Annotated in this window: 20 protein-coding genes; 13 read left to right on the forward strand and 7 right to left on the reverse strand. The window is 70.7% G+C overall.

The window, feature by feature from the left end; all coding sequences use genetic code 11:
• Nucleotides 1-48 precede the first annotated feature (48 nt).
• The 3 genes from MILUP08_RS01800 to MILUP08_RS01810 all read right to left on the reverse strand — a co-directional run bounded on the left by MILUP08_RS01800 (nucleotide 49) and on the right by MILUP08_RS01810 (nucleotide 3,098).
• The gene (locus tag MILUP08_RS01800; RefSeq protein WP_007454241.1) at nucleotides 49-1,254 is read right to left on the reverse strand and encodes a cation:proton antiporter; all 1,206 of its coding nucleotides are present in this window, start codon (nucleotides 1,252-1,254) and stop codon (nucleotides 49-51) included.
• 5 nt (nucleotides 1,255-1,259) lie between these two features.
• On the reverse strand, nucleotides 1,260-1,760 hold the full coding sequence (locus tag MILUP08_RS01805) for a cation:proton antiporter regulatory subunit (RefSeq protein ID WP_007454242.1): 501 nt from the start codon (nucleotides 1,758-1,760) through the stop codon (nucleotides 1,260-1,262).
• A gap of 201 nt (nucleotides 1,761-1,961) precedes the next feature.
• Nucleotides 1,962-3,098, reverse strand: coding sequence for an epoxide hydrolase family protein (locus MILUP08_RS01810; protein ID WP_007454243.1), 1,137 nt, complete (start codon nucleotides 3,096-3,098; stop codon nucleotides 1,962-1,964).
• 84 nt (nucleotides 3,099-3,182) lie between these two features.
• Here MILUP08_RS01810 and MILUP08_RS01815 point away from each other — a divergent pair, with 84 nt between their 5' ends.
• From MILUP08_RS01815 to MILUP08_RS01855, 9 genes are all read left to right on the forward strand, one after another.
• The gene (locus tag MILUP08_RS01815; protein WP_007454244.1) at nucleotides 3,183-3,824 is read left to right on the forward strand and encodes a TetR/AcrR family transcriptional regulator; all 642 of its coding nucleotides are present in this window, start codon (nucleotides 3,183-3,185) and stop codon (nucleotides 3,822-3,824) included.
• 86 nt (nucleotides 3,825-3,910) lie between these two features.
• On the forward strand, nucleotides 3,911-6,502 hold the full coding sequence (clpB, locus tag MILUP08_RS01820) for an ATP-dependent chaperone ClpB (RefSeq protein WP_007454245.1): 2,592 nt from the start codon (nucleotides 3,911-3,913) through the stop codon (nucleotides 6,500-6,502).
• Nucleotides 6,503-6,604: 102 nt separating this feature from the next.
• Nucleotides 6,605-6,985 carry a hypothetical protein gene (locus tag MILUP08_RS01825; RefSeq protein ID WP_007454246.1) on the forward strand — a complete coding sequence of 127 codons (381 nt, stop codon included), beginning with the start codon at nucleotides 6,605-6,607 and terminating at the stop codon, nucleotides 6,983-6,985.
• A 186-nt stretch (nucleotides 6,986-7,171) separates the two neighbouring features.
• Complete coding sequence (locus tag MILUP08_RS01830; RefSeq protein ID WP_007454247.1) at nucleotides 7,172-7,774, forward strand: DUF4178 domain-containing protein; 603 nt, start codon at nucleotides 7,172-7,174, stop codon at nucleotides 7,772-7,774.
• Nucleotides 7,775-7,863: 89 nt separating this feature from the next.
• Nucleotides 7,864-8,724 carry a hypothetical protein gene (locus tag MILUP08_RS01835; RefSeq protein WP_007454248.1) on the forward strand — a complete coding sequence of 287 codons (861 nt, stop codon included), beginning with the start codon at nucleotides 7,864-7,866 and terminating at the stop codon, nucleotides 8,722-8,724.
• A gap of 72 nt (nucleotides 8,725-8,796) precedes the next feature.
• Nucleotides 8,797-9,483, forward strand: coding sequence for a hypothetical protein (locus MILUP08_RS01840; RefSeq protein WP_007454249.1), 687 nt, complete (start codon nucleotides 8,797-8,799; stop codon nucleotides 9,481-9,483).
• A gap of 10 nt (nucleotides 9,484-9,493) precedes the next feature.
• Nucleotides 9,494-10,303: an SDR family NAD(P)-dependent oxidoreductase gene (locus MILUP08_RS01845; RefSeq protein ID WP_007454250.1), complete on the forward strand. Its 810-nt coding sequence runs from the start codon at nucleotides 9,494-9,496 to the stop codon at nucleotides 10,301-10,303.
• 168 nt (nucleotides 10,304-10,471) lie between these two features.
• Entirely contained in the window at nucleotides 10,472-11,011 is a 540-nt protein-coding gene (gene pyrE / locus MILUP08_RS01850) for an orotate phosphoribosyltransferase (protein ID WP_007454251.1), read from the forward strand.
• A 57-nt stretch (nucleotides 11,012-11,068) separates the two neighbouring features.
• Entirely contained in the window at nucleotides 11,069-11,446 is a 378-nt protein-coding gene (locus MILUP08_RS01855) for an ArsR/SmtB family transcription factor (protein ID WP_007454255.1), read from the forward strand.
• A gap of 169 nt (nucleotides 11,447-11,615) precedes the next feature.
• On the opposite strand, the gene MILUP08_RS01860 is transcribed toward MILUP08_RS01855, so the two are convergent.
• Both MILUP08_RS01860 and MILUP08_RS01865 read right to left on the reverse strand, forming a co-directional pair.
• A complete protein-coding gene (locus MILUP08_RS01860; RefSeq protein WP_007454256.1) occupies nucleotides 11,616-12,437 on the reverse strand; it encodes a DedA family protein in 822 nt (273 codons plus the stop codon).
• Between the two features lie 128 nt (nucleotides 12,438-12,565).
• On the reverse strand, nucleotides 12,566-14,134 hold the full coding sequence (locus tag MILUP08_RS01865; RefSeq protein WP_007454257.1) for an LPXTG cell wall anchor domain-containing protein: 1,569 nt from the start codon (nucleotides 14,132-14,134) through the stop codon (nucleotides 12,566-12,568).
• Nucleotides 14,135-14,314: 180 nt separating this feature from the next.
• Between MILUP08_RS01865 and MILUP08_RS01870 the strand changes: the two genes are divergently transcribed.
• The gene (locus MILUP08_RS01870) at nucleotides 14,315-14,800 is read left to right on the forward strand and encodes a SigE family RNA polymerase sigma factor (protein WP_007454258.1); all 486 of its coding nucleotides are present in this window, start codon (nucleotides 14,315-14,317) and stop codon (nucleotides 14,798-14,800) included.
• Nucleotides 14,797-15,861: an LCP family protein gene (locus MILUP08_RS01875; protein WP_007454259.1), complete on the forward strand. Its 1,065-nt coding sequence runs from the start codon at nucleotides 14,797-14,799 to the stop codon at nucleotides 15,859-15,861. The genes MILUP08_RS01870 and MILUP08_RS01875 overlap by 4 nt, the downstream gene beginning before the upstream one ends.
• A gap of 69 nt (nucleotides 15,862-15,930) precedes the next feature.
• Here MILUP08_RS01875 and MILUP08_RS01880 read toward each other — a convergent pair whose 3' ends face one another.
• Nucleotides 15,931-17,481 (reverse strand): LPXTG cell wall anchor domain-containing protein, encoded by a 1,551-nt coding sequence (locus tag MILUP08_RS01880; RefSeq protein ID WP_007454260.1) that lies wholly within the window; start codon nucleotides 17,479-17,481, stop codon nucleotides 15,931-15,933.
• 149 nt (nucleotides 17,482-17,630) lie between these two features.
• The gene (locus MILUP08_RS01885) at nucleotides 17,631-17,843 is read right to left on the reverse strand and encodes a hypothetical protein (protein ID WP_007454261.1); all 213 of its coding nucleotides are present in this window, start codon (nucleotides 17,841-17,843) and stop codon (nucleotides 17,631-17,633) included.
• A 122-nt stretch (nucleotides 17,844-17,965) separates the two neighbouring features.
• Between MILUP08_RS01885 and MILUP08_RS01890 the strand changes: the two genes are divergently transcribed.
• Both MILUP08_RS01890 and fbaA read left to right on the forward strand, forming a co-directional pair.
• A complete protein-coding gene (locus MILUP08_RS01890) occupies nucleotides 17,966-18,349 on the forward strand; it encodes a phage holin family protein (RefSeq protein WP_007454262.1) in 384 nt (127 codons plus the stop codon).
• Between the two features lie 136 nt (nucleotides 18,350-18,485).
• Nucleotides 18,486-19,511 carry a class II fructose-bisphosphate aldolase gene (gene fbaA / locus MILUP08_RS01895; RefSeq protein WP_007454263.1) on the forward strand — a complete coding sequence of 342 codons (1,026 nt, stop codon included), beginning with the start codon at nucleotides 18,486-18,488 and terminating at the stop codon, nucleotides 19,509-19,511.
• Nucleotides 19,512-19,534: the final 23 nt, after the last annotated feature.

Here is a 19,534-nt window from a genome sequence, read left to right on the forward strand (position 1 = left end):
GGCCAGCGCCGCTGCCGCGCCAACAGGGCACGACAGCGGCGGTGCGCGTCAGTCGTGGACCGTCACCGGCTCCCGCCGCTGGGCCTCCGCGCGGTTGCGCAGCCACCGCTTGAACCACGGGAAGTCCGGCAGCCGGGCCAGGATCGGCCCGGTCACGACAGTGATCAGGACGTACGTCGCGGCGAGCGCGGCCAACCGCGGCTCGACGCTGCCGGCCGCAACCGCGAGCCCGGCGATGACGATGGAGAACTCCCCTCGGGGTACGAGGGCCAGACCGGCCCGCCAGCGACCGGGTTCGGCGATGCCGACCCGGCGGGCCGCGAGGTAGCCGGTGAGCGTCTTCGTCGCCATGGTGACCACGGCCAGCGCGAGCGCCGGCAGCAGCACCGGCGGAATGTCCTGCGGGTCGGTGGTCAGGCCGAAGAAGACGAAGAACACCGCAGCGAACAGGTCCCGCAGGGGCGAGAGCAGCTCGGTGGCGTGGTGCGCGACCGGGCCGGAGAGGGCGATGCCGACCAGGAACGCGCCGACCGCCGCCGATACCTGGAGCGACGCGGCGAGGCCGGCGATCAGCAGGGTCAGACCGAGTACGCCGAGGAGCAGCGCCTCCGGGTCCTTCGCCGACAGGGCGGACGAGATCAGGTGGCCGTACCGGATGGCGACCACGAGCACGATCAGCACCGTGGCCACCGCGACGGTGAGCGCGATGCCGCCGCCGAGCAGGCCGGTGCCGGCCAGGACGGCGGTGACAAGCGGCAGGTAGAGCGCCATCGCCAGGTCCTCGATCACCAGCACCGAGAGGATCACCGGGGTCTCCCGGTTACCGAGCCGGCCCAGGTCGGCGAGGACCTTGGCGATGACCCCGGAGGAGGAGACCCAGGTGATGCCGCCGAGCACGAGGGCGGCCACCCAGTCCCAGCCGAGCAGCAGGGCGAAGATGGCACCGGGTAACGCGTTGAGCACCCCGTCGATCAGGCCGGCCGGTGCCGCCGCGCGGAGATTGCCGACGAGTTCGTTCGCCGAGTACTCCAGGCCGAGCATCACCAGCAGCAGGATGACGCCGATCTCGGCGCCGACCGCGAAGAACTCCTCGCTGGCGTCGAGGGGTAGCAGTCCACCGTGCCCGAAGGCGAGCCCGGCGAGCAGGTAGAGCGGAATGGGCGACAGGCCGATGCGCCGGCTCAGCCGACTGAGCAGCCCGAGCAGCAGCAGCAGCGCACCGACTTCGATGAGCAGTGTGGTGAAATCGTGCATCCGCCTCAGCCGTCCGGGTCACTGTCGGCGAGGATGGCGGACACGCCGTCGAGACCCTGACGGGTCCCGACCACGACCACCACGTCACCGGCCGCGAAGCGGAAGGAGGGCTCGGGCGACACGTTCACCGTGCCATCGCGCAGCACCGCCACGATCGAGGCGCTGGTGCGGGTACGCGCCTTGGTGTCGCCGAGCATCCGGTTGACGTACCGCGACCCCGCCGGGATGGCGATCTGCTCGGTGAGCAGACCGGCAGCCTGCTCCCGCAGCCCGGAGAGCTGACCGAGCATCAGCGACGCGCCGAGGATGTCGGCAAGCGCCTCCGCCTCGTCGTCGGTAAGCGGGATGTCCGCCTGGCAGGAGTCGGGATCGTCCGGGTCGTAGAGGACAAGATCACGGCGGCCATTGCGGTGGGAGACCACGCCCAGGCGGCGTCCGGACTCCGTCACCAGATCGTGGCGTACCCCGATCCCCGGTAGGGCGGTCTGCTCGACACGTACTCGCACCCACCCAGGCTACCGCTAGGTGAACAAAAGGCAGATCTTGGAGCGAGCCCGCCCGTGATCGACTCGGCTTCCTGGAAATCGCGGTGTCCCGGTGGCCCGGATACGGCGATTTCCAGGAAGCCGAGTGGATCTAGCGGCCGTTGACGCGCCGGTGCCCGCCCGGCGCGAGCGGGGCGGGCGGGCATCGGGGGCGCGGACCGGTCAGCGGAGGCTGGCGAAGAACTCGCGGATGTCTCCGACCAGGACGTCGGTGGCCTGGTGGGCGGCGTAGTGACCGCCGACGTCGCCGCGTCCCTCGACGTCGGTCTCGTACGCGGTCCAGCGGACGACGTTCGCGTGGTCCCGCTCGGCGAAGCGGCGGATGGACTGGAAGTCGCCGGGGAACATGGCCAGCGCGGTCGGTGCCGTGGTCGGCTCGGACGGCTGCTCACCGGCGTGCGCGTCCTCCCAGTAGAACCGGATCGCCGAGGCGGCCGTGCCGGTGAACCAGTAGAGCGCCACGTTGGCCAGGACGAAGTCGTCGTCCAGGCTCTCGTCGAAGAGCTGGGCGTTCCAGGCCAGCAGCCCGACCGGTGAGTCGGCCAGCCCGTACGCCAGGGTCTGCGGTTGCTGGCTGTGCACCTGGTTGAAGGAGAACTTGTTCTCGTAGAACCACTGGAGGTGCCCGAGCGCCGCCTGGTCCGCCTCGGACAGCCCGGCGAACTCGGCGGGGTCGCCGGACGGGAACGAGAAGAGCTGGGTGACGTGCACGCCGAGGACGTGTTCCGCGTCGATCCGGCCCAGCTCCGGCGCGACCATCGAGCCGGCGTCGTTGCCGACCGCGCCGTAGCTGTCGTACCCCAGGCGGTTCATCAGCTCGGCCCAGGCGCGGGCCGTGCGGAAGCGGTTCCAGCCGGCGCTGCGGGTGGGGCCGGAGAATCCGAAGCCTGGCAGCGACGGGATGACCAGGTGGAAGGCCGGGGCCGCCGGGTCGCTCGGCTCGGTGAGCGGGCCGATCACGTCCAGGTATTCGAGCACCGAGCCCGGCCAGCCGTGGGTGAGCACGAGGGCGGTGGCGTCCGGCCGGGACGACCTGACGTGCAGGAAGTGGATCTGCTCGCCGTCGATCTCCGTGACGAACTGCGGGTGGGCGTTCAGCCGGGCCTCGACGGCCCGCCAGTCGAACCCGTCCCGCCACCGGTCGGCGAGCGTGCGCACCCGGTCGGCGCTCATGCCGTACGCGCCGCCGGCGCCGGGCTGCTCGGCGGGCCAGCTCGTGCGACCGAGGCGGGCGGCCAGGTCGTCGAGGGCGGTCTGCGGGATCTCGACGCGGAACGGACGGATCGCGGTGCCGGTCATCTCGAACTCCTTCGGAACGGAATGTTTCGTTCTGCAATCACAGTAGCAGAGCGGAACGATCCGTTCCACTGTTAGGCTGACGACATGTCAACCTCCCCCAAGCCCCTGGCCGGCCGCCGCGCCCAGGCCGCCCGCAACGACGAGGTGATCCTCGAAGCCGCCCGCGCGGTCTTCCTCGACGATCCGAAGGCGCCGATCGCCGCCGTCGCCGACCGCGCCGGCGTCGGCATCAGCGCGCTCTATCGGCGGTACGCGGGCAAGGAAGCTCTGCTGCGCCAGCTCTGCCACGACGGGTTGCGCCGCTACCTCGCCGTGGCCGAGGAGGCGCTCGCCGAGCCGGACAACTGGGCGGCGTTCGCCGGGTTCCTGGCCGGGGTGGTCGACGCCGACGTGCACTCGCTCACCGTCCACCTGGCCGGCACCTTCACCCCGACCGAGGAGATGGGCCGGGACGCGCTGCGCGCCGGCGAGCTGGCCACCGCGCTCGTCGACCGGGCGCACGCCAGTGGGCGGTTGCGCGCGGACGTGGTCGTCCAGGACCTGGGGCTGGTCCTGGAGGCGTGCGCGGCGGTGCGGGTGCCCGATTCCGAGCGGACCCGTCAGCTGCGCCGCCGGCAGCTCGCGGTGCTGCTCGGGGGCCTGTCGACCGCGCCGGACTCCGACCCGCTGCCCGGCCCGCCCCCGGCGGCCGGAGAGTTCGACTGGCGGTGGCGCCTGCGGGAGTGATGGGTGTCACAGCGGTAGGGTTGAGTGGAATACGCTCAACTCTGGTTGTGTCCAACCCAGTGGACAACGCCGATCCGGGGGAGCCCATGAACACCGAAAGACTCACCACCAAGAGCCGCGAGACCATCACCGGCGCCGTCGCGCTTGCCAACCAGCGTGGCCACGCCACAGTCGAGCCCTGGCACCTGCTGCTGTCCCTGCTGGACACCGACGGCTCGACCGCCGCCGGCCTGCTGCGCGCCGTCGGGGCCGACCCCGCCGAGCTGCGCCGGGCCGCCCTGCGAGCGGTCGACGCCCTGCCGGCCGCGCGGGGCTCCAGCATCGCCGAGCCCACCCTGGCCCGGGAGTTCGTCAACGCCATCGGCGCCGCCGAGCAGATCGCCCGGCCGCTGGGCGACGAGTACACCTCCACCGAGCACCTGCTCACCGGCCTGGCCCGCGTGGGCGGCGCGGTGTCCGCCGCGCTGAAGTCGGCAGGCGCCACCGAGGAGGCCCTGGTCGCCGCCTTCCCGACCGTGCGCGGTGGGGACCGGCGGGTCACCACAGCCGATCCCGAGCAGACCTACCAGGCCCTCACGAAGTACGGCGTGGACCTGACCGCCAGCGCCCGCGACGGCAAGATCGACCCGGTGATCGGCCGGGACTCGGAGATCCGCCGGGTCATCCAGGTGCTCTCCCGACGTACGAAGAACAACCCCGTCCTGATCGGTGAGCCAGGTGTCGGCAAGACCGCCATCGTCGAGGGGCTCGCCCAGCGGATCGTGGCAGGCGACGTCCCCGAGTCGCTGCGCGACAAGAAGCTGGTCTCGCTGGACCTCGGCGCGATGGTGGCCGGTGCCCAGTACCGGGGTCAGTTCGAGGAGCGGCTGAAGTCCGTCCTGGAGGAGATCAAGAACTCCAACGGGCAGGTCATCACCTTCCTCGACGAGTTGCACACAGTCGTCGGCGCCGGCAAGGGCGAGGGCTCGATGGACGCCGGCAACATGCTCAAGCCGATGCTGGCCCGCGGTGAGCTGCGCATGGTCGGCGCGACGACCCTCGACGAGTACCGCGAGCACATCGAGAAGGACCCGGCGCTGGAGCGGCGCTTCCAGCCGGTGCTTGTCGGCGAGCCGACGATCGAGGACACCATCGGCATCCTGCGCGGGCTCAAGGAGCGCTACGAGGTGCACCACGGCGTACGGATCACCGACGCCGCGCTTGTCGCTGCCGCGACGCTCTCCGACCGGTACATCACCGACCGGTTCCTGCCGGACAAGGCGATCGACCTGGTCGACGAGTCCGCGTCCCGGCTGCGGATGGAGATCGACTCCCGGCCGGTCGAGGTGGACGAGATCGAGCGTGCGGTCCGCCGGCTGGAGATCGAGGAGATGGCGCTGGCCAAGGAGCCGGACGCCGCGTCCGCCGAACGGCTGGCGCGGCTGCGCCAGGAGCTGGCCGACAAGCGCGAGCAGCTCACGGTGCTCTCCGAGCGCTGGCAGACCGAGAAGAGCCACATCACCAAGCTCTCCACCGCGAAGGAGGAGTTGGAGCGTCTGGGCGGCGAGGCCGAGCGGGCCGAGCGGGACGGGGAGTTGGAGCGTGCCGCCGAGCTGCGCTACGGCCGCATCCCGGCGCTCAAGGTCGAGCTGAAGCAGGCCGAGGAGGAGCTGGCCCAGCTCCAGGCCGACGGCGCGATGCTCAAGGAGGAGGTCGGCGCGGACGACATCGCCGCGGTGGTCGCCTCGTGGACCGGCATCCCGGCCGGCCGCCTGCTCGAAGGTGAGACGGCCAAGCTGCTGCGGATGGAGGAGTCGCTGGGCGGCCGGGTGGTCGGCCAGGCCGAGGCCGTGGGCGCGGTCTCCGACGCCGTACGCCGGGCACGGGCCGGTGTCGCCGACCCGGACCGCCCGACGGGCAGCTTCCTCTTCCTCGGCCCGACAGGTGTCGGCAAGACGGAGCTGGCCAAGGCGCTCGCCGAGTTCCTCTTCGACGACGAGCGGGCGATGGTCCGCATCGACATGAGCGAGTACGGCGAGAAGCACTCGGTGGCCCGCCTGGTCGGCGCCCCGCCCGGCTACGTCGGCTACGAGGAGGGCGGGCAGCTCACCGAGGCGGTGCGCCGCCGGCCGTACTCGGTGATCCTGCTGGACGAGGTGGAGAAGGCCCACCCGGACGTCTTCGACGTGCTGCTCCAGGTGCTCGACGACGGACGGCTCACCGACGGTCAGGGCCGCACGGTGGACTTCCGCAACGCGATCCTGATCCTCACCTCCAACCTCGGGTCGTCGGTGATCAGCGACCTGACGCTCGCCGAGGAGCAGCGCCGGGAGGGCGTCCTCGCGGTGGTCCGGTCGCACTTCAAGCCGGAGTTCCTCAACCGGCTGGACGACATCGTGGTCTTCGCCTCGCTGCGCGGGGACGACCTGCGCTCCATCGTCGACATCCAGCTCGACCGGATGAGGCGGCGGCTCGCCGACCGGCGGCTCGGCCTGGAGACCACCGACGCCGCACGGGACTGGCTCGCCGAGCACGGCTACGACCCGATCTACGGCGCCCGCCCACTACGCCGCCTGGTCCAGACCGCGATCGGCGATCAGCTCGCGAAGGCCCTGCTGAGCGGCACCATCCGAGACGGCAACACGGTAAAGGTGGACCAGACGCCCGGATCAAACTCCCTGACGGTGACCCCGGCCTGACCAGCGGTGATCAAGAGGTTTGCGTCATCGGGACGTCTTCTCCTGACGCAAACCTCTTGATCAGGAGGGTGAGAGGTCGGCGGGGAGGGAAAGGGTTGGGGCATGTTCGGGATGCGCAAGGCTTGGGAGCGGGACCTCGGTGCCGCCGTTGACGAGTTGGTCGCCGCCGACACGCTTGCTTTCGGCGGGGTGGGGATCGCAGGTGCGACCCTGCCGGTGACCGAGGCGTACCACCGCGTCGAGGCCGCGCTCGACGACCACCCCGAGGAGGTACGCCGGCAGCTCGACCGGCTGCTCGCCGAGGGCTCGCCCGCCGGCCGGGCGTACGCGGCGACGCTGCTGGAGCGCGTCGACCCGGCGGCGGCCCGGGCGGCGTGGACGTCGCTGCGGGACGACCGCACCGAGTTCACCACCTTCGTCGGCTGCGTCATGGGGCGCTCCACCCTCGGCGACTACGCCACCCAACGACTCGCGGCGGCATGACCCGGCCGCGACACCACCCGCCGGCCGCACCGGCGTGACAGAGCGCGCCGCATCCGGGCATCCACAATGAGCACACCGGGCAACACGCCGGCTGCCGTCGGTAGCTGAGCTTTCGGTCACGACACGACTCAATTCGGTGCGCGAGGTTGTTACCGTCTGCGCCGACGTACCTGGGGAGGTGGTCGGGTGGACGGGGCGCTGGCGTACCTGGTGGCGGCGGTGGTCGTACTCATCGTGGTCGTGCTCGTGATCGTCGTGCGGACCCGGCGGCGGGCCGCGGTCCGGCCCACCGGCGTGCCGCCGGCCGCCGGGCCCGCCCACGACGGCGCCCACCGACTGGCGCCGGGTGATCGCGTGCGGATCGGCAAGCGGGAGTACGTCGTGAGCGGCACCATCCGCCTGGTCGAGGGGGACTGGAGCTGGGTGCAGCATCTCCTCGACGACGCCTCCGGCACGCCACACCGGCTCTCCGTCGAGGGCGACGGCGGCCCCGAGTTGGAGTTGGTGCTCTGGACCGCCGAGCCCGGCGCGACAGTCACCCCCGGCGCCCCGACCATCGACCTCGGCGGGCTGCGGTACACCTGGGCCGAGACCGGGCAGGCGCGCTACACCGCCACCGGCGAGACCGGCCTGCCGCAGGCCGGGACGATGCGCTACCACGACTACCAGTCGGGTGGGAACGCCCGGCTCTCCTTCGAGGCGTACGGCGAAGAGGGTTGGCGGGTCGCCCGCGGTGACCTGCTCGACCCCGCCGACCTGGCGATCCGACCCACCGACGACGGCCGCTGAAGGACCTGACGCGCGCGCCGGGTTCGGCACGGCATGCCGGACTGGCCGGTTGCCGATACGGTGTGGGCCCGATCTAGGGAAGGAGAATCGTGGTCGATTCCCAGAGCACGCCGGCCCGCCAGCGGCCATCCACCGTGACGATTTCCAGCTATCTGCTCTACCTGTTCCTGGCGTGCCAGGTGATCAGTCTCATCGTCACCCTCTCCACCATCGGCAAGACCCGCGACGTGCTCCGCGACGTCTACTCGGGTAGCACCGCCGAGGGTGCGGACCAGGTGGCGAACTTCGTGTTCGCGTTCGCCCTCGGCGCCGGCATCCTCGTGCTGCTGCTCGCGGTCGTGCTGGCCGTGCTGGCCATGTTCAACAACCGGGGCAGCAACGGTTCGCGCATCACCACCTGGATCGTCGGCGGCATCATGGTCTGCTGCACGGGTGGCACCCTGCTCAACGGCGCGGGCGGCGGCAACTTCACCACCGGTGGGAACAGCGGCGGTGACATGCCGAGCCCCGACGAGGTCCAGCGTCGCCTCGAGGAGGCGCTGCCGTCCTGGATCGCCCCGGTCAGCATCGCGCTCGGCGTGATCGGCCTGCTCGCGTTGCTGGCGGCGCTCATCCTGCTGGCACTGCCCAAGTCGAACGAGTTCTTCCGCAAGCCCGCCGCGGCCTGGGAGCCCCCGACCCCCGGCGCCAGCTACCCGGGCTACCCGCAGGGTTCCGGCCAGCCTGGTTACCCGTCGGCGCCCGGCCAGCCGGGCTACCCGTCGAGTGGTGAGCCGGGCTATCCGTCCGGTGGTGAGCCGGGCTATCCGTCGACGCCGGGGCAGGCACCCGGGTCGGAGCAGCCGGGCACTCCGCCGCCCGCTCCGCCGTCGGGCCCGTCCGGCGCCGACCGGCCGGACGACACGCCGCCGGCCGACCGCCCCGGGCCGACCCCGCCGTCGACCAGTTGACCGCTGGATAAGCACGACGCCGACGATCCCTCCGAGTAGGTTGCAACCCGACGCCTACCGGAGGGATCCGTCGTGTCGTACCCCGAATCGGCACCGCCCCGCCGGCCCGCCGTGGTCCTGCTTGCCTCGGCCGTGCTGCTGGTGATGGCGGTGGGCGCACTCGCGTACACAGTCGTCGACCTGGCGGTGCTGGGCCGGACCGTGGACGCGTTCCGGGCTGCCGCTCGGGACACCTCGGCGAGCCCGCAGCAGATCGACGGCGTGGTGACCCTGCTGCGCGCGTCGGCGGTGCTGACCGCGGTGGTGGCCGCCCTCTCCGCGCTCGTGCTCGCCGGCCTCGCCCTCGGGCTGCTGACGGGTCGGCGTGGCGTGCGGGTGGCCACCTGGGTGGTCTGCGGGATCGGCCTGCTCGCGGGTTGCTGCAGCGTGGCGGTGCTCGTCGGCGAGCGGGCCGCGCCGCTGCGGCTGGGCGCCGACGAGCGGGCCACCGCCGAGCTGCTCGGCCTCATCTCGGACGCGTACCCGTCCTGGTGGATCCCGCTCAACGCCGGGCTTTCGGTCGGACAGGCCCTCGGTTACCTTGTGGTAGCAACGCTGCTGACCCTGCCGGCGGCCAACGCCTGGTTCGGTCGACACCGCCCCACCGCACCGTCCGCCCCACAGGCGTTTCCGCCCGCACCGGCGTTTCCGCCCGCACCGGCGTTTCCGCCCGCACCGCACCAGCCCCCGCCCTCCGCGCCCCCGTACCCGCCCAGGTGAGGACCCGCCCGTGACGCTCGACCCCACGACCGCCGAGCGACGGGCCCTGGTCACCGGCGCGACCGCCGGCATCGGAGCGGCGTTCGCCCGACGCCTGGCGGCCGACGGCTGGCACCTGGTGCTTGTTGCCCGGGACGCTGCTCGACTGAGCGAGATGGCCACGGAGTTGGGTTCCCGGCACGGTCGCGCCGTGGAGATCCTGTCGGCGGACCTGTCCACCGACGACGGCTGCGCCACAGTCGAGCAGCGGCTGGCGTCCGACAGCCCCGTCCACCTGCTCGTCAACAACGCCGGCATCAGCCTGAACAAGCCGTTCCTGCGCTCCACAGCGGAGGACGAGGCGCGGCTGCTCCGGCTCAACGTGCACGCCGTCATGCGACTGACCCTGGCTGCGCTGCGACCGATGACCGAACGGCGCGACGGGGCAGTGATAAATGTCTCTTCGGTTGCGGGGTTTGGCGCGGTGATGCCCGGATCGACCTACTCGGCCAGCAAGGCGTGGGTCACCAATTTCAGCGACTCCGTCGGCCAGTCGGCACGTCCATTCGGTGTCCGGGTGATGGCTCTCTGCCCCGGCTACACCCGTACCGAATTCCACGAACGGGCCGGCATCAACATGTCGAAGACGCCGGAGTGGCTGTGGCTGCGGGCCGAGGATGTCGTCGACGACGCCCTTCGTGACCTGCGAAAAGGCAAGTTGGTAAGCATCCCGGCGTGGAAGTACAAGGTGGCCGTCGCCGGTCTGCGACACGCGCCGATCCGACTGCTCCAGGCGGTCGCCCGCGACACCCGCAGCCGGATCGGTCGCGACGAACGCTGAGCCGTCGGCGCCCGGTGGCGCCGGGAACTCCGTCGTCCGGCGTTGGCGCACCGCCGCCCGGTCGGTCGCTGAGCGTAGTCGAACATCGCCAACCATCGGTGCCTCGCCGGGCCGATCGGGGAGGGCCGTGCAGACGCCGTTCAGACTTGAGCAGTAACCTCTATCGCCATGGGGGACCACGACGACCTGCGTAAATTCATTACCGACCTGGCTGTGGTCCACGGACGGGTCGTGCTCTCCTCGGGGCGCGAGGCAGACTGGTACGTCGATCTGCGACGTGTCACGCTCCATCACCAGGCCGCTCCGTTGGTCGGTCGGGCGCTGCTCGATCTCACCGCCGACTGGGAGTACGAGGCCGTCGGTGGGCTCACCCTGGGCGCGGACCCTGTCGCGCTCTCGATGCTGCACGCCGCCGCTCCGACCGGCCGGGCCCTGGACGCCTTTGTGGTGCGAAAGGCGGGTAAGGCGCACGGTCTGCAGCGACGGATCGAGGGACCGGAGGTGGCCGGCCGCCGTGTGTTGGCGGTGGAAGATACGTCCACAACGGGCGGAAGTGTGTTGACCGCTGTCGAGGCGCTTCGTGAGGCCGGAGCCGAAGTCGTGGGCGTGGCGGTTATTGTTGATCGAGGCGCCGGCGACGCGGTGCGAGCCGCCGGATTGCCGTACAGGGCGGCCTATACGTTGGCTGACCTCGGCCTTGTGGCGTAAAAGTTTGCCGATTCGGATCTGCTGATATGCAGGCGGATCGATGCTGCTGGTGGAAGGATGGAATACGTGGGAACTGCGTTGGCCGAAATGACAATGCCTCAGATCTCGCCGCTTGCCGGTGAGCCGATCGAACGTGCCGATGCCGAGCGTCTCGCGGGGGTCCTCAAGGCCCTCGCGGATCCCGCCCGGTTGCGGCTGCTCAGCCTGATCCAGTCGGCCCCCGAGGGCGAGGCGTGCGTCTGTGACCTGACCGCACCGCTCGGCCTCTCTCAGCCGACGGTCAGTCACCACCTGCGTATCCTCACCGAGGCCGGCTTGCTGGAGCGGGAGAAGCGCGGTGTCTGGGCGTACTACCGGCTGGTCCCGAGTGCGATCGCGACGATCGCCGACCTGCTGACCCCGCCGCGTAAGCGGGCCACCAAGAAGGCCCGCTGACGTAGGCGCTGCGCACCGTCCCATGCCGGGGCGGTGTCCGGTGGCGAACCAGGGGTGGCGCCACCGGTGGGTGATACCTGCTCGTCCTCGGCCGCACCGCCGCAGGGCGGGCCTGACATGCCGACGGCCGACCCCCTCACCAGGGGGCCGGCCGTCGTCGTATCTCGGATCAGCGCTCTTGGCCGTGCCCCGGGTGCCGACGGTCGTGCGGGTGCTCGTCGTGGTCGAACTTCTCGCGTACCGCCTCGACCGCGCCAGCGGCGCTGGCCGCCGCGACCACCGCGACCGCCTCGCCGCGCTTGCGCGCCCGCCGGTCCCGCAGGAACTCGATGAAGATCGGCAGCACCGAGATCAGGATGATCAGGGCGACCACCGGCAGGATGTAGTGGTCGATCTTGTCGCCGATGGCCTTGTAGATCCGGTCGGCCAGCAGGTAGCCGATCAGCAGGATGCCGTCCACCCAGAGCACCGCGCCGACGATGTTCCACATCAGGAACTGTCGCGCCGGCATGCCCAGCGCCCCGGCGACCGGGTTGAGGAACGTCCGCACGATCGGGATGAAGCGCGCCAGCACCACGGCCTTCGCCGGGCCGAACTTCTGGAAGTAGTACTCGGCCTTCTCGACGTACTCCTTCTTGAAGAGCCGCGAGTTGGGCCGCTCGAACATCCGCCGGCCGTACCGCGCGCCGAGCCAGTGACCCAGCTGGGCGCCGAGGATCGCGCAGATCGGCCCGCCGATCAGCAGGCCGGCCAGGGAGAGCCGGGTGCCGTCACCGAAGATGGCGTCCGCCACCGGCGAGGCGGCCACACCGGCGAGGAACAGCAGCGAGTCACCGGGGAAGAAGAAGCCCACCAGCAGGCCGGTCTCGGCGAAGAGGATCACCCAGACGCCCACCAGCCCGAAGGTCTGCAACAGGTCCTTGGGGTCGAGCGGGTTCAGGGCGACGCTCTCCGTGAGAGCGCGGGTCTTCTCAGCTGTGTCCACGGCCACAAAGGGTACCGAAGCCCGGTGCCCGCACCGCGCCGGACCGGGCCCCACCACCCGCTGGTTGTAAACGACGGTGCCCCGCCGACCATCGTGGTCGGCGGGGCACCCGTGGTGCGGGTTGGATTCTTCTGTCAGGCGACGAAGCGGGTCCGGCGGCGCTTGGCCACCAGGTAGCCGCCGACGCCCGCCGCGAGCAGCAGGGCGCCGATGCCGGCGATCAGGCCGGTCGACTGACCGGTGATCGGCAGCGCGCCACCGTCACCGCCGCCCTGGCCACCAGCGGCGTTCACAAGGATCTTGGCGACGTCGTTGGCCGGCTTCAGGTCCTCGGTGAAGCCCTCGCACTCGCACTTGGCGTTGATGGTGACGGTGCCCTGGGCGTTCGGGATCACCTTGTCGATCTTCAGGCCGATCTCGACCGTCTGCTCCTCACCGACGCCGATGAAGATGTCCGGGTAGCACCGGTAGTTCTTCGCGCCCGGCTTGCCGAGGTTCTCCCAGTCCTGCTGGTCGCCGTTGAGCGGCGCGCAGACCTCGGGAACCTCGACGGCGGTGGTACCGGCCGGAACCGCGATGTCGATCTTCGTGACCGGCGAGCCCCCGCGGCCGAAGTCCAGGGCGGCCGGCCCGTCGTTGCGAACGCCGACGGTGGCGGTGACCACGTCGCCTGCCTTGCCGGTCAGCTTGTCGCCGATCGCGACCAGGTCCGCGCCGTTCTTGCCGGTGACCTTGACGGTCATGCCGGACCAGTTGTTCATCGGGTCGGTGTCGGCCTGGAAACTGCGCGCCGAAGCCTTGGACGGAACGGTCGGAAGGGTCAGCACCGAACCCTTACCCGGCTGCCCAATCGAGTAGCCCCCCGCCTGCAGGTAGGTGCTGAAGTCCTCGAACTCCGCAGGGGTCATCCAGTTGTAGTAGCCGTAGTCGCTGCCCGGCGCGTAGGTGTCCTTGCCGAGCACGTAGGGCACTGCCGCCGAGCGGGTCTCGCCGGCGGCGGTCACCTCGGAGAAGGCGCAGGTCAGCAGGCGGCCGTCCTCGTACGTGCAGTTGCTGTACTGCTTGTCCGGGCGGATCGCGTAGTCCAAGTCGAAGATCGCGACCGCGCCCTTCGCCGTGGTCTCGCCGGCGTTGCTCAGCGTGAGCGGAGCGCTGAACTTGCCGCCGGGGGCGGCCGACACCATGGCCTCCACGCCCGGGGCGGCCAGGTCGACGCCCTCGCCGATCCGGATCTTGGCGGAGTGGCTGGCCGACGTGAGCCCCTCAGCGCTGACCGTGACCTTGAGGACGCCGGTGTCGCCGTCCGCAGCCTTCGCGGTCGGCGTCATCGCCACCTCGAAGAGGCCGCCGTAGGCCCACTCGTCCAGGTCGATCTCGAACGGGTCCGTGCAGACCAGGACGCCGGCCTTCGGCGACTCGCACTCGGAGCCACCCGTGTCGCGGGTGACCTGCACGATGCCGTCGAGGTCGGTGTAGTCGTACGTGACCGTGAGGCCCTCGACGACCACCGGCTCGGAGGCGAACATAAGGGGAGAGTCGATCTTGCCCTCGGAACCGGCGGCAAGCGTGGTGTCGTTGAAGTACACGCCCAGTTCGAGGGGGGCTTCCTTGGCGGCGGCGACGGCCGGGCTGGCGGAGGCGGCGACGAACGCGCCTGCTACGCCCAGTCCGGCGAGCCAACGCCGGGTGGAGTGGGTGAGCATGAGGGGGATTCCTCCAGTTGGGGGATTCAGGTGTAGCCAGCGGATCTTAAGGAATCGCTAAGGTTCACCGCCGCCCTGATCACCGCCCGGTCGTCAAGACGAACCGAAAGGTTGATCTCCGTCACCGCAACGTTCAGCCTGCCCGCTCCCGTCATCTGAGGCAGGACCCCGGGAGGTGCAGTGACGTACGAGGAATTCGCGGACACGCGACTTGCCCCGCTGCTGCGGTACGCGGTGATGCTCACCGGCGATCCGCACCAAGCGCAGGATCTGGTGCAGGAGACGATGGTCCGCGTACAGCTCAACTGGCGGCGGGTCGCCCACGCGGACTCACCCGAGCGGTACGTGCGCCGGATGCTCACCAACCAGTACGTCGACTGGAAGCGCGGCTCGTGGATGCGCCGGGTGCTGCTGCGCGGTGATCCCGACGAGTCCCTGCCGGCGTCCGTGGACCACGCCCAGTCTGCCGTGGACCGGGACCAGATCTGGACCTGGCTGTCCCGGCTGCCGCGCCGGCAGCGCGCCACCCTCGTGCTGCGCTACTACGAGGATCTGCCCGACGCCGAGATCGCCGACATCCTCGGTTGCGCTGTCGGGACCGTACGTTCGTCCATCTCCCGGGCACTGGCCACGCTTCGGGCCGAGTATGTGGAGGTTCGCTCATGATCGAAGATGACCTGCGGGCGGCCTTCGTCCGGCACGAGCCGCTGGCCCCGCCGACCGGCCCGCTGCGCGCCGCCATCGACCGGCTGACGATCAGACGGCGTCGGCGTCGGCGACGCTGGCAGGCCGGTGGCACCGCGCTGGCCCTGCTCGCGGTGCTGGTGCTCGGGGTGCCCCTGCTGACTCCCGAGCCCGCGGGGCCGCCGCCGACCGCCGAGCTGCTCAGTGAGTCGGGCCGGCCGGCGCCGACCGGCGCGCTGAACGTTCTGCTGCTGGGCATCGACGGCGCCGGACCGGAGGGCGCACGCGCGGACGCGGTGCTGTTGGTGCACATCCCGGCCGACCGCAGTCGCCCCTACCTGGTCTCGCTGCCGCGTGACCTCGGGGTGCCGATCCCGGGGCAGGGAACCGACAAGCTGAACGCCGCGTTCCCGTTCGGCGCCGGGTTCACCCGCCCGGAGATGACCAAGGGGTACGAGCTGACTCGCCGTACGGTGACCGAGCTGACCGGGGTCCGGGTGGACGCCGGCATGGTGCTGACGTACCGCGCGGTGCGCTCGCTTACCGACGCCGTTGGCGGCGTCCCGGCCTGCCTGCCGGAAGCGGTGCGCTCGGTCCACACGAAGCGGTTGTTCCCGGCCGGCTGCCATCGCCTCGACGGCGCCGCGTCGGTCGACCTGCTCCGCCAGCGCTACGGTCTGCCCGCGGGCACCCAGGACCGGGATCGCAACGCCCGGGTCTTCGCCGCCGGCCTGGTGCGCCAGGCCGCCGACCAGGGCGTGCTCACCGATCCGGTACGCCTCGCCAAGCTGCTGACCATCGTCGGCCCGGACCTGGTGGTGTCACCCGACCGGGGCGCCGTGCTGGACCTGCTACGGCTCGTCCCCACGCTGCGGTCGGTCGATCCGGTCGGGCTCAGTCTGCCGGTCGCCGGGCTGTTGGAGAAGGACCGCTACCTGCGTACCGACCCGAAGCTCGCGCCGGAGTTCCTGACCGCGCTGCGGGAGGACCGGCTGGGCGACTGGACGGCCCGCTATCCGAAGCTGGTCGACAGCGCCCGGTGACTCCGCGTACCGCGACGACACCCCGCCGCCCAGGAAGAGGGCGACGGGGTGTCGGTCAGGCGGGGTGGTTCAGGCGACGAAGCGGGCGCCGCGACGGCGCCGGGCGAGGAGGTAACCGCACGCGCCGGCCACGAGCAGCAGACTGCCGATGCCGGCGAGCAGGCTGGTCGGGGAACCGGTGATGGGCAGCGAGCCACCGCCGCCTCCACCGTCGCCGCTACCGCCGCCCTGGCCCGGGTTGACCACGATCGTGGCCCGGTCGTTGGCCGGCTTGATGTCGTCGGCGAAGCTCCCGCCGGAGGGGCATTCGCACGGCGCGTTGACCCGCACCGCGCCCTTGGCGTTGGGGATGACCTTGTCGATACGCAGCCGGAACTCCACGGTGTACGTCTGACCGGCCACGAGGAGCATCTCCGAGGCGCACAGGTACGTCCGGGTGCCCTGCCGCAACCAGCAATTGTCAGGAACCTCGACTGCGGTGGTGCCGGGCGGCAGCTCGACGTCCGTGTGGGTGGCGGCCTCGAAGTCCGCGTTCGTCCGGTCGAGCGTCGCCGGGCCGTTGTTCCGGAAGCCGACGGTCGCCGTGACGACGGTGCCGGCCCTGCCCTTGAGCGTGGCGCCGATCGCCGCGAGGTCGGTGCCGTTCCTGCCGGCGATCTTGATGGTCCAACCGGTGTAGTCGTTGCCCGGGCCGACGTCGGTCTGGTCGGCCTGCCGCATCCTGCTGGGTGCCGCGGTCAGGGTCAGCTTCGGGCCGCTGCCACGCGTGCTCGCTCGGGCACCGACGGCTTCGCGCACCCGGGTCAGGTCCTCGTAGTCGGCAATGGTCATGAACTGGGCATAGCCGGACTGGTTGCTCGGGGCGTAGGTGTCCTTGGCGAGTTCGAGGTTCAGCGTGGTGGCGAGCGCCTCGCCCACCGGGATCTCTTCGTCGAACTGGCAGGAGACCAGGTGGTCGTCGGCATAGAGACAGTTGCTGAACCGATCCTTGGTCCGGATCGAGTACCCGAGGTCGAAGACCGCGACGAATCCCGTGACGGTCTTGTCGCCGGCGTTGGCCACGGCCAGCGGCACCGTCACCTTCCCGCCCGGCTTCGAGGAGAAGGTGGTGTACGGCCCGCCGGCCAGGTCGACTCCCTCGCCGATGCGGACGCGCGAGGTGTAGCTGCCCCGCCGCCCGCCGGCCGCCTGGAAGCTGACCACGATGTCGCCGGAGTCGCCGGGCTGCGCGGCCTGGGTGGCGGTCATGTCCACCCGCTTGGTCAGGCCGAGGTAGGTCCCGCCGCCGAGCGGCGGCACCTCGCTGAAGGGAACGTCGAAGGGCTCCGCGCAGACGAGAACCCCCGACTCCGGGGCAGTGCACTCCTGGCCGTCTTTAGCGGCCACGGTGATCTTGCCGGCAAGGGAGCGGTAGTCGTACCGCACCGAGACGTCGCTGAGGGTCGTCGGCTCGTCGGCGTACAGGAACAGGTGGTTGGTCTTCGTCGAGCCGACGGCCAGGGTGGAGTTCTGGAAGTATGGCTCGATCGTGGCGGCGGCGACCGCGGGAGTGGCGGTGGCGGCGACCAACGCGCCCGCGGCGCCCAGCCCGGTCAGCCAGCGGATCGAATGCTTGAGCATGGTGGTGGTCCTCCCGTGGGGACAGAGGTGGCGCCCGTCCAACCTAGGGAAGCCCCGGCTCCTCCGGTGGCCCTGGTTATCGATATTCGTCTAAAGAACCGAAAGGGTGGACTGCTCTGCCGCAACGGTCAGGCGTCCGCGCGGCGGGGTCAGCGGTAGTCGTCCTCGTCGGCGGTGACCACCCGGGCCTGCTCCATCGCGTCCCAGTCGTCGACCTCCAGGCCGCGCTGCGGCTCGGTGTCGGCGTCGACGGGGTCGAGCGCGGCGGCCTGCTCGACCGCGTCGGCCGGCTCCGCCTCGGGGTCGCGTTCGTCCGCGGCGAGGTGGTCGCCGGGGGTGAAGTCCTCGTCGGGCTGACCCATGGTCCCTCCCGGGTTCTCGGGGCACGATTCTCACCACCGTACGGGCTGCGTCGGCGTCCCGCGCGGAAGCCGAGTCGGCCGAATCAGCCCGTGACGGCGCGAGCCGATGCCAGGATGGTGCCGTGGGCTTCCTCATCCGACTGGCGATCACCGCTGTCGCGTTGTGGGTGACCACGCTGATCGTGCCCGGCGTCGACGTGCACGGCCGCTCCGGTGGCAACACCGTGCTCACGCTGATCGTGGTGGCGCTCATCTTCGGCGTGATCAACGCGGTGCTCAAGCCGATCATCCGGGTGGTCGGCTGTGTGTTCTACCTGCTGACCCTGGGCCTGTTCGCGCTTGTGGTCAACGCGCTGCTCTTCCTGCTCACCGACCGGATCGCCCGAGGGCTCGACCTGCCGTTCCAGGTGGACGGCTTCTGGGCGGCGTTCTGGGGAGCGATCGTGATGACAGTGGTCACCTGGCTGATAAGCGTCATCGTGCCGGACCGTCTGGACAGCCGGTGAGCGGCTGACACCCCCCTCGGTTGGTCCTGCGCACCACACCTGCGGGATACTGCCGGGCGGAGGACAGCGCGGTCCGGCGCACAAGTGAACAACAGCGGCCAGCACGGCCGAGAGTGGTAAGTAAGGAGCGCATCACATGCCCATCGCTTCCCCCGAGGCCTACGCGGAGATGCTGGACCGCGCCAAGGCTGGCCGGTACGCGTACCCCGCGATCAACGTGACCTCCTCCCAGACGCTGAACGCGGCGCTCAAGGGCTTCGCCGACGCGGAGAGCGACGGCATCATCCAGGTCTCCACCGGTGGTGCCGAGTACCTGTCCGGTCCCTCTATCAAGGACATGGTCACCGGCGCGGTGGCGTTCGCCGCGTACGCGCACGAGGTAGCCAAGAAGTACTCGGTGAACGTCGCCCTGCACACCGACCACTGCCCGAAGGACAAGCTGGACGGGTTCGTGCGTCCGCTGATGGGCATCTCGCAGGAGCGGGTGAAGCGCGGCGAGCAGCCGCTGTACCAGTCGCACATGTGGGACGGGTCGGCCGTGCCGGTGGCGGAGAACCTGCAGATCGCCTCGCAGCTCCTCGACGAGGCCGCCAAGGCCAAGATCGTCCTCGAGATCGAGGTCGGCGTCGTCGGTGGCGAGGAGGACGGCGTCGAGAACGCCATCAACGACAAGCTCTACACCACCACCGATGACGGCCTGGCCATGGTCGAGGCGCTCGGTCTCGGCGAGAAGGGCCGCTACATGGCGGCGCTGACCTTCGGCAACGTGCACGGCGTCTACAAGCCGGGCAACGTCAAGCTGCGTCCGGAGATCCTCAACCAGATCCAGGAGGCGGTCGGCGCCAAGTACGGCAAGGACAAGCCGCTCAGCCTGGTCTTCCACGGCGGCTCGGGCTCCCTGCTCAGCGAGATCCGTGAGGCTCTCGACTACGGCGTGGTGAAGATGAACATCGACACCGACACCCAGTACGCCTTCACCCGGCCGGTCGCCGACCACATGCTGCGCAACTACGACGGCGTGCTGAAGATCGACGGCGAGGTCGGCAACAAGAAGCAGTACGACCCGCGGGCCTGGGGCAAGGCCGCCGAGGCCGGCCTGGCCGCCCGGGTCGTCCAGGCGTGCGAGGACCTCCGCTCCACCGGCACCACGATGACCAAGTAACGACGTACCACCGACGGCCGGCT

Source organism: Micromonospora lupini str. Lupac 08 (genome assembly GCF_000297395.2).
GTDB classification, from domain to species: domain Bacteria; phylum Actinomycetota; class Actinomycetes; order Mycobacteriales; family Micromonosporaceae; genus Micromonospora; species Micromonospora lupini.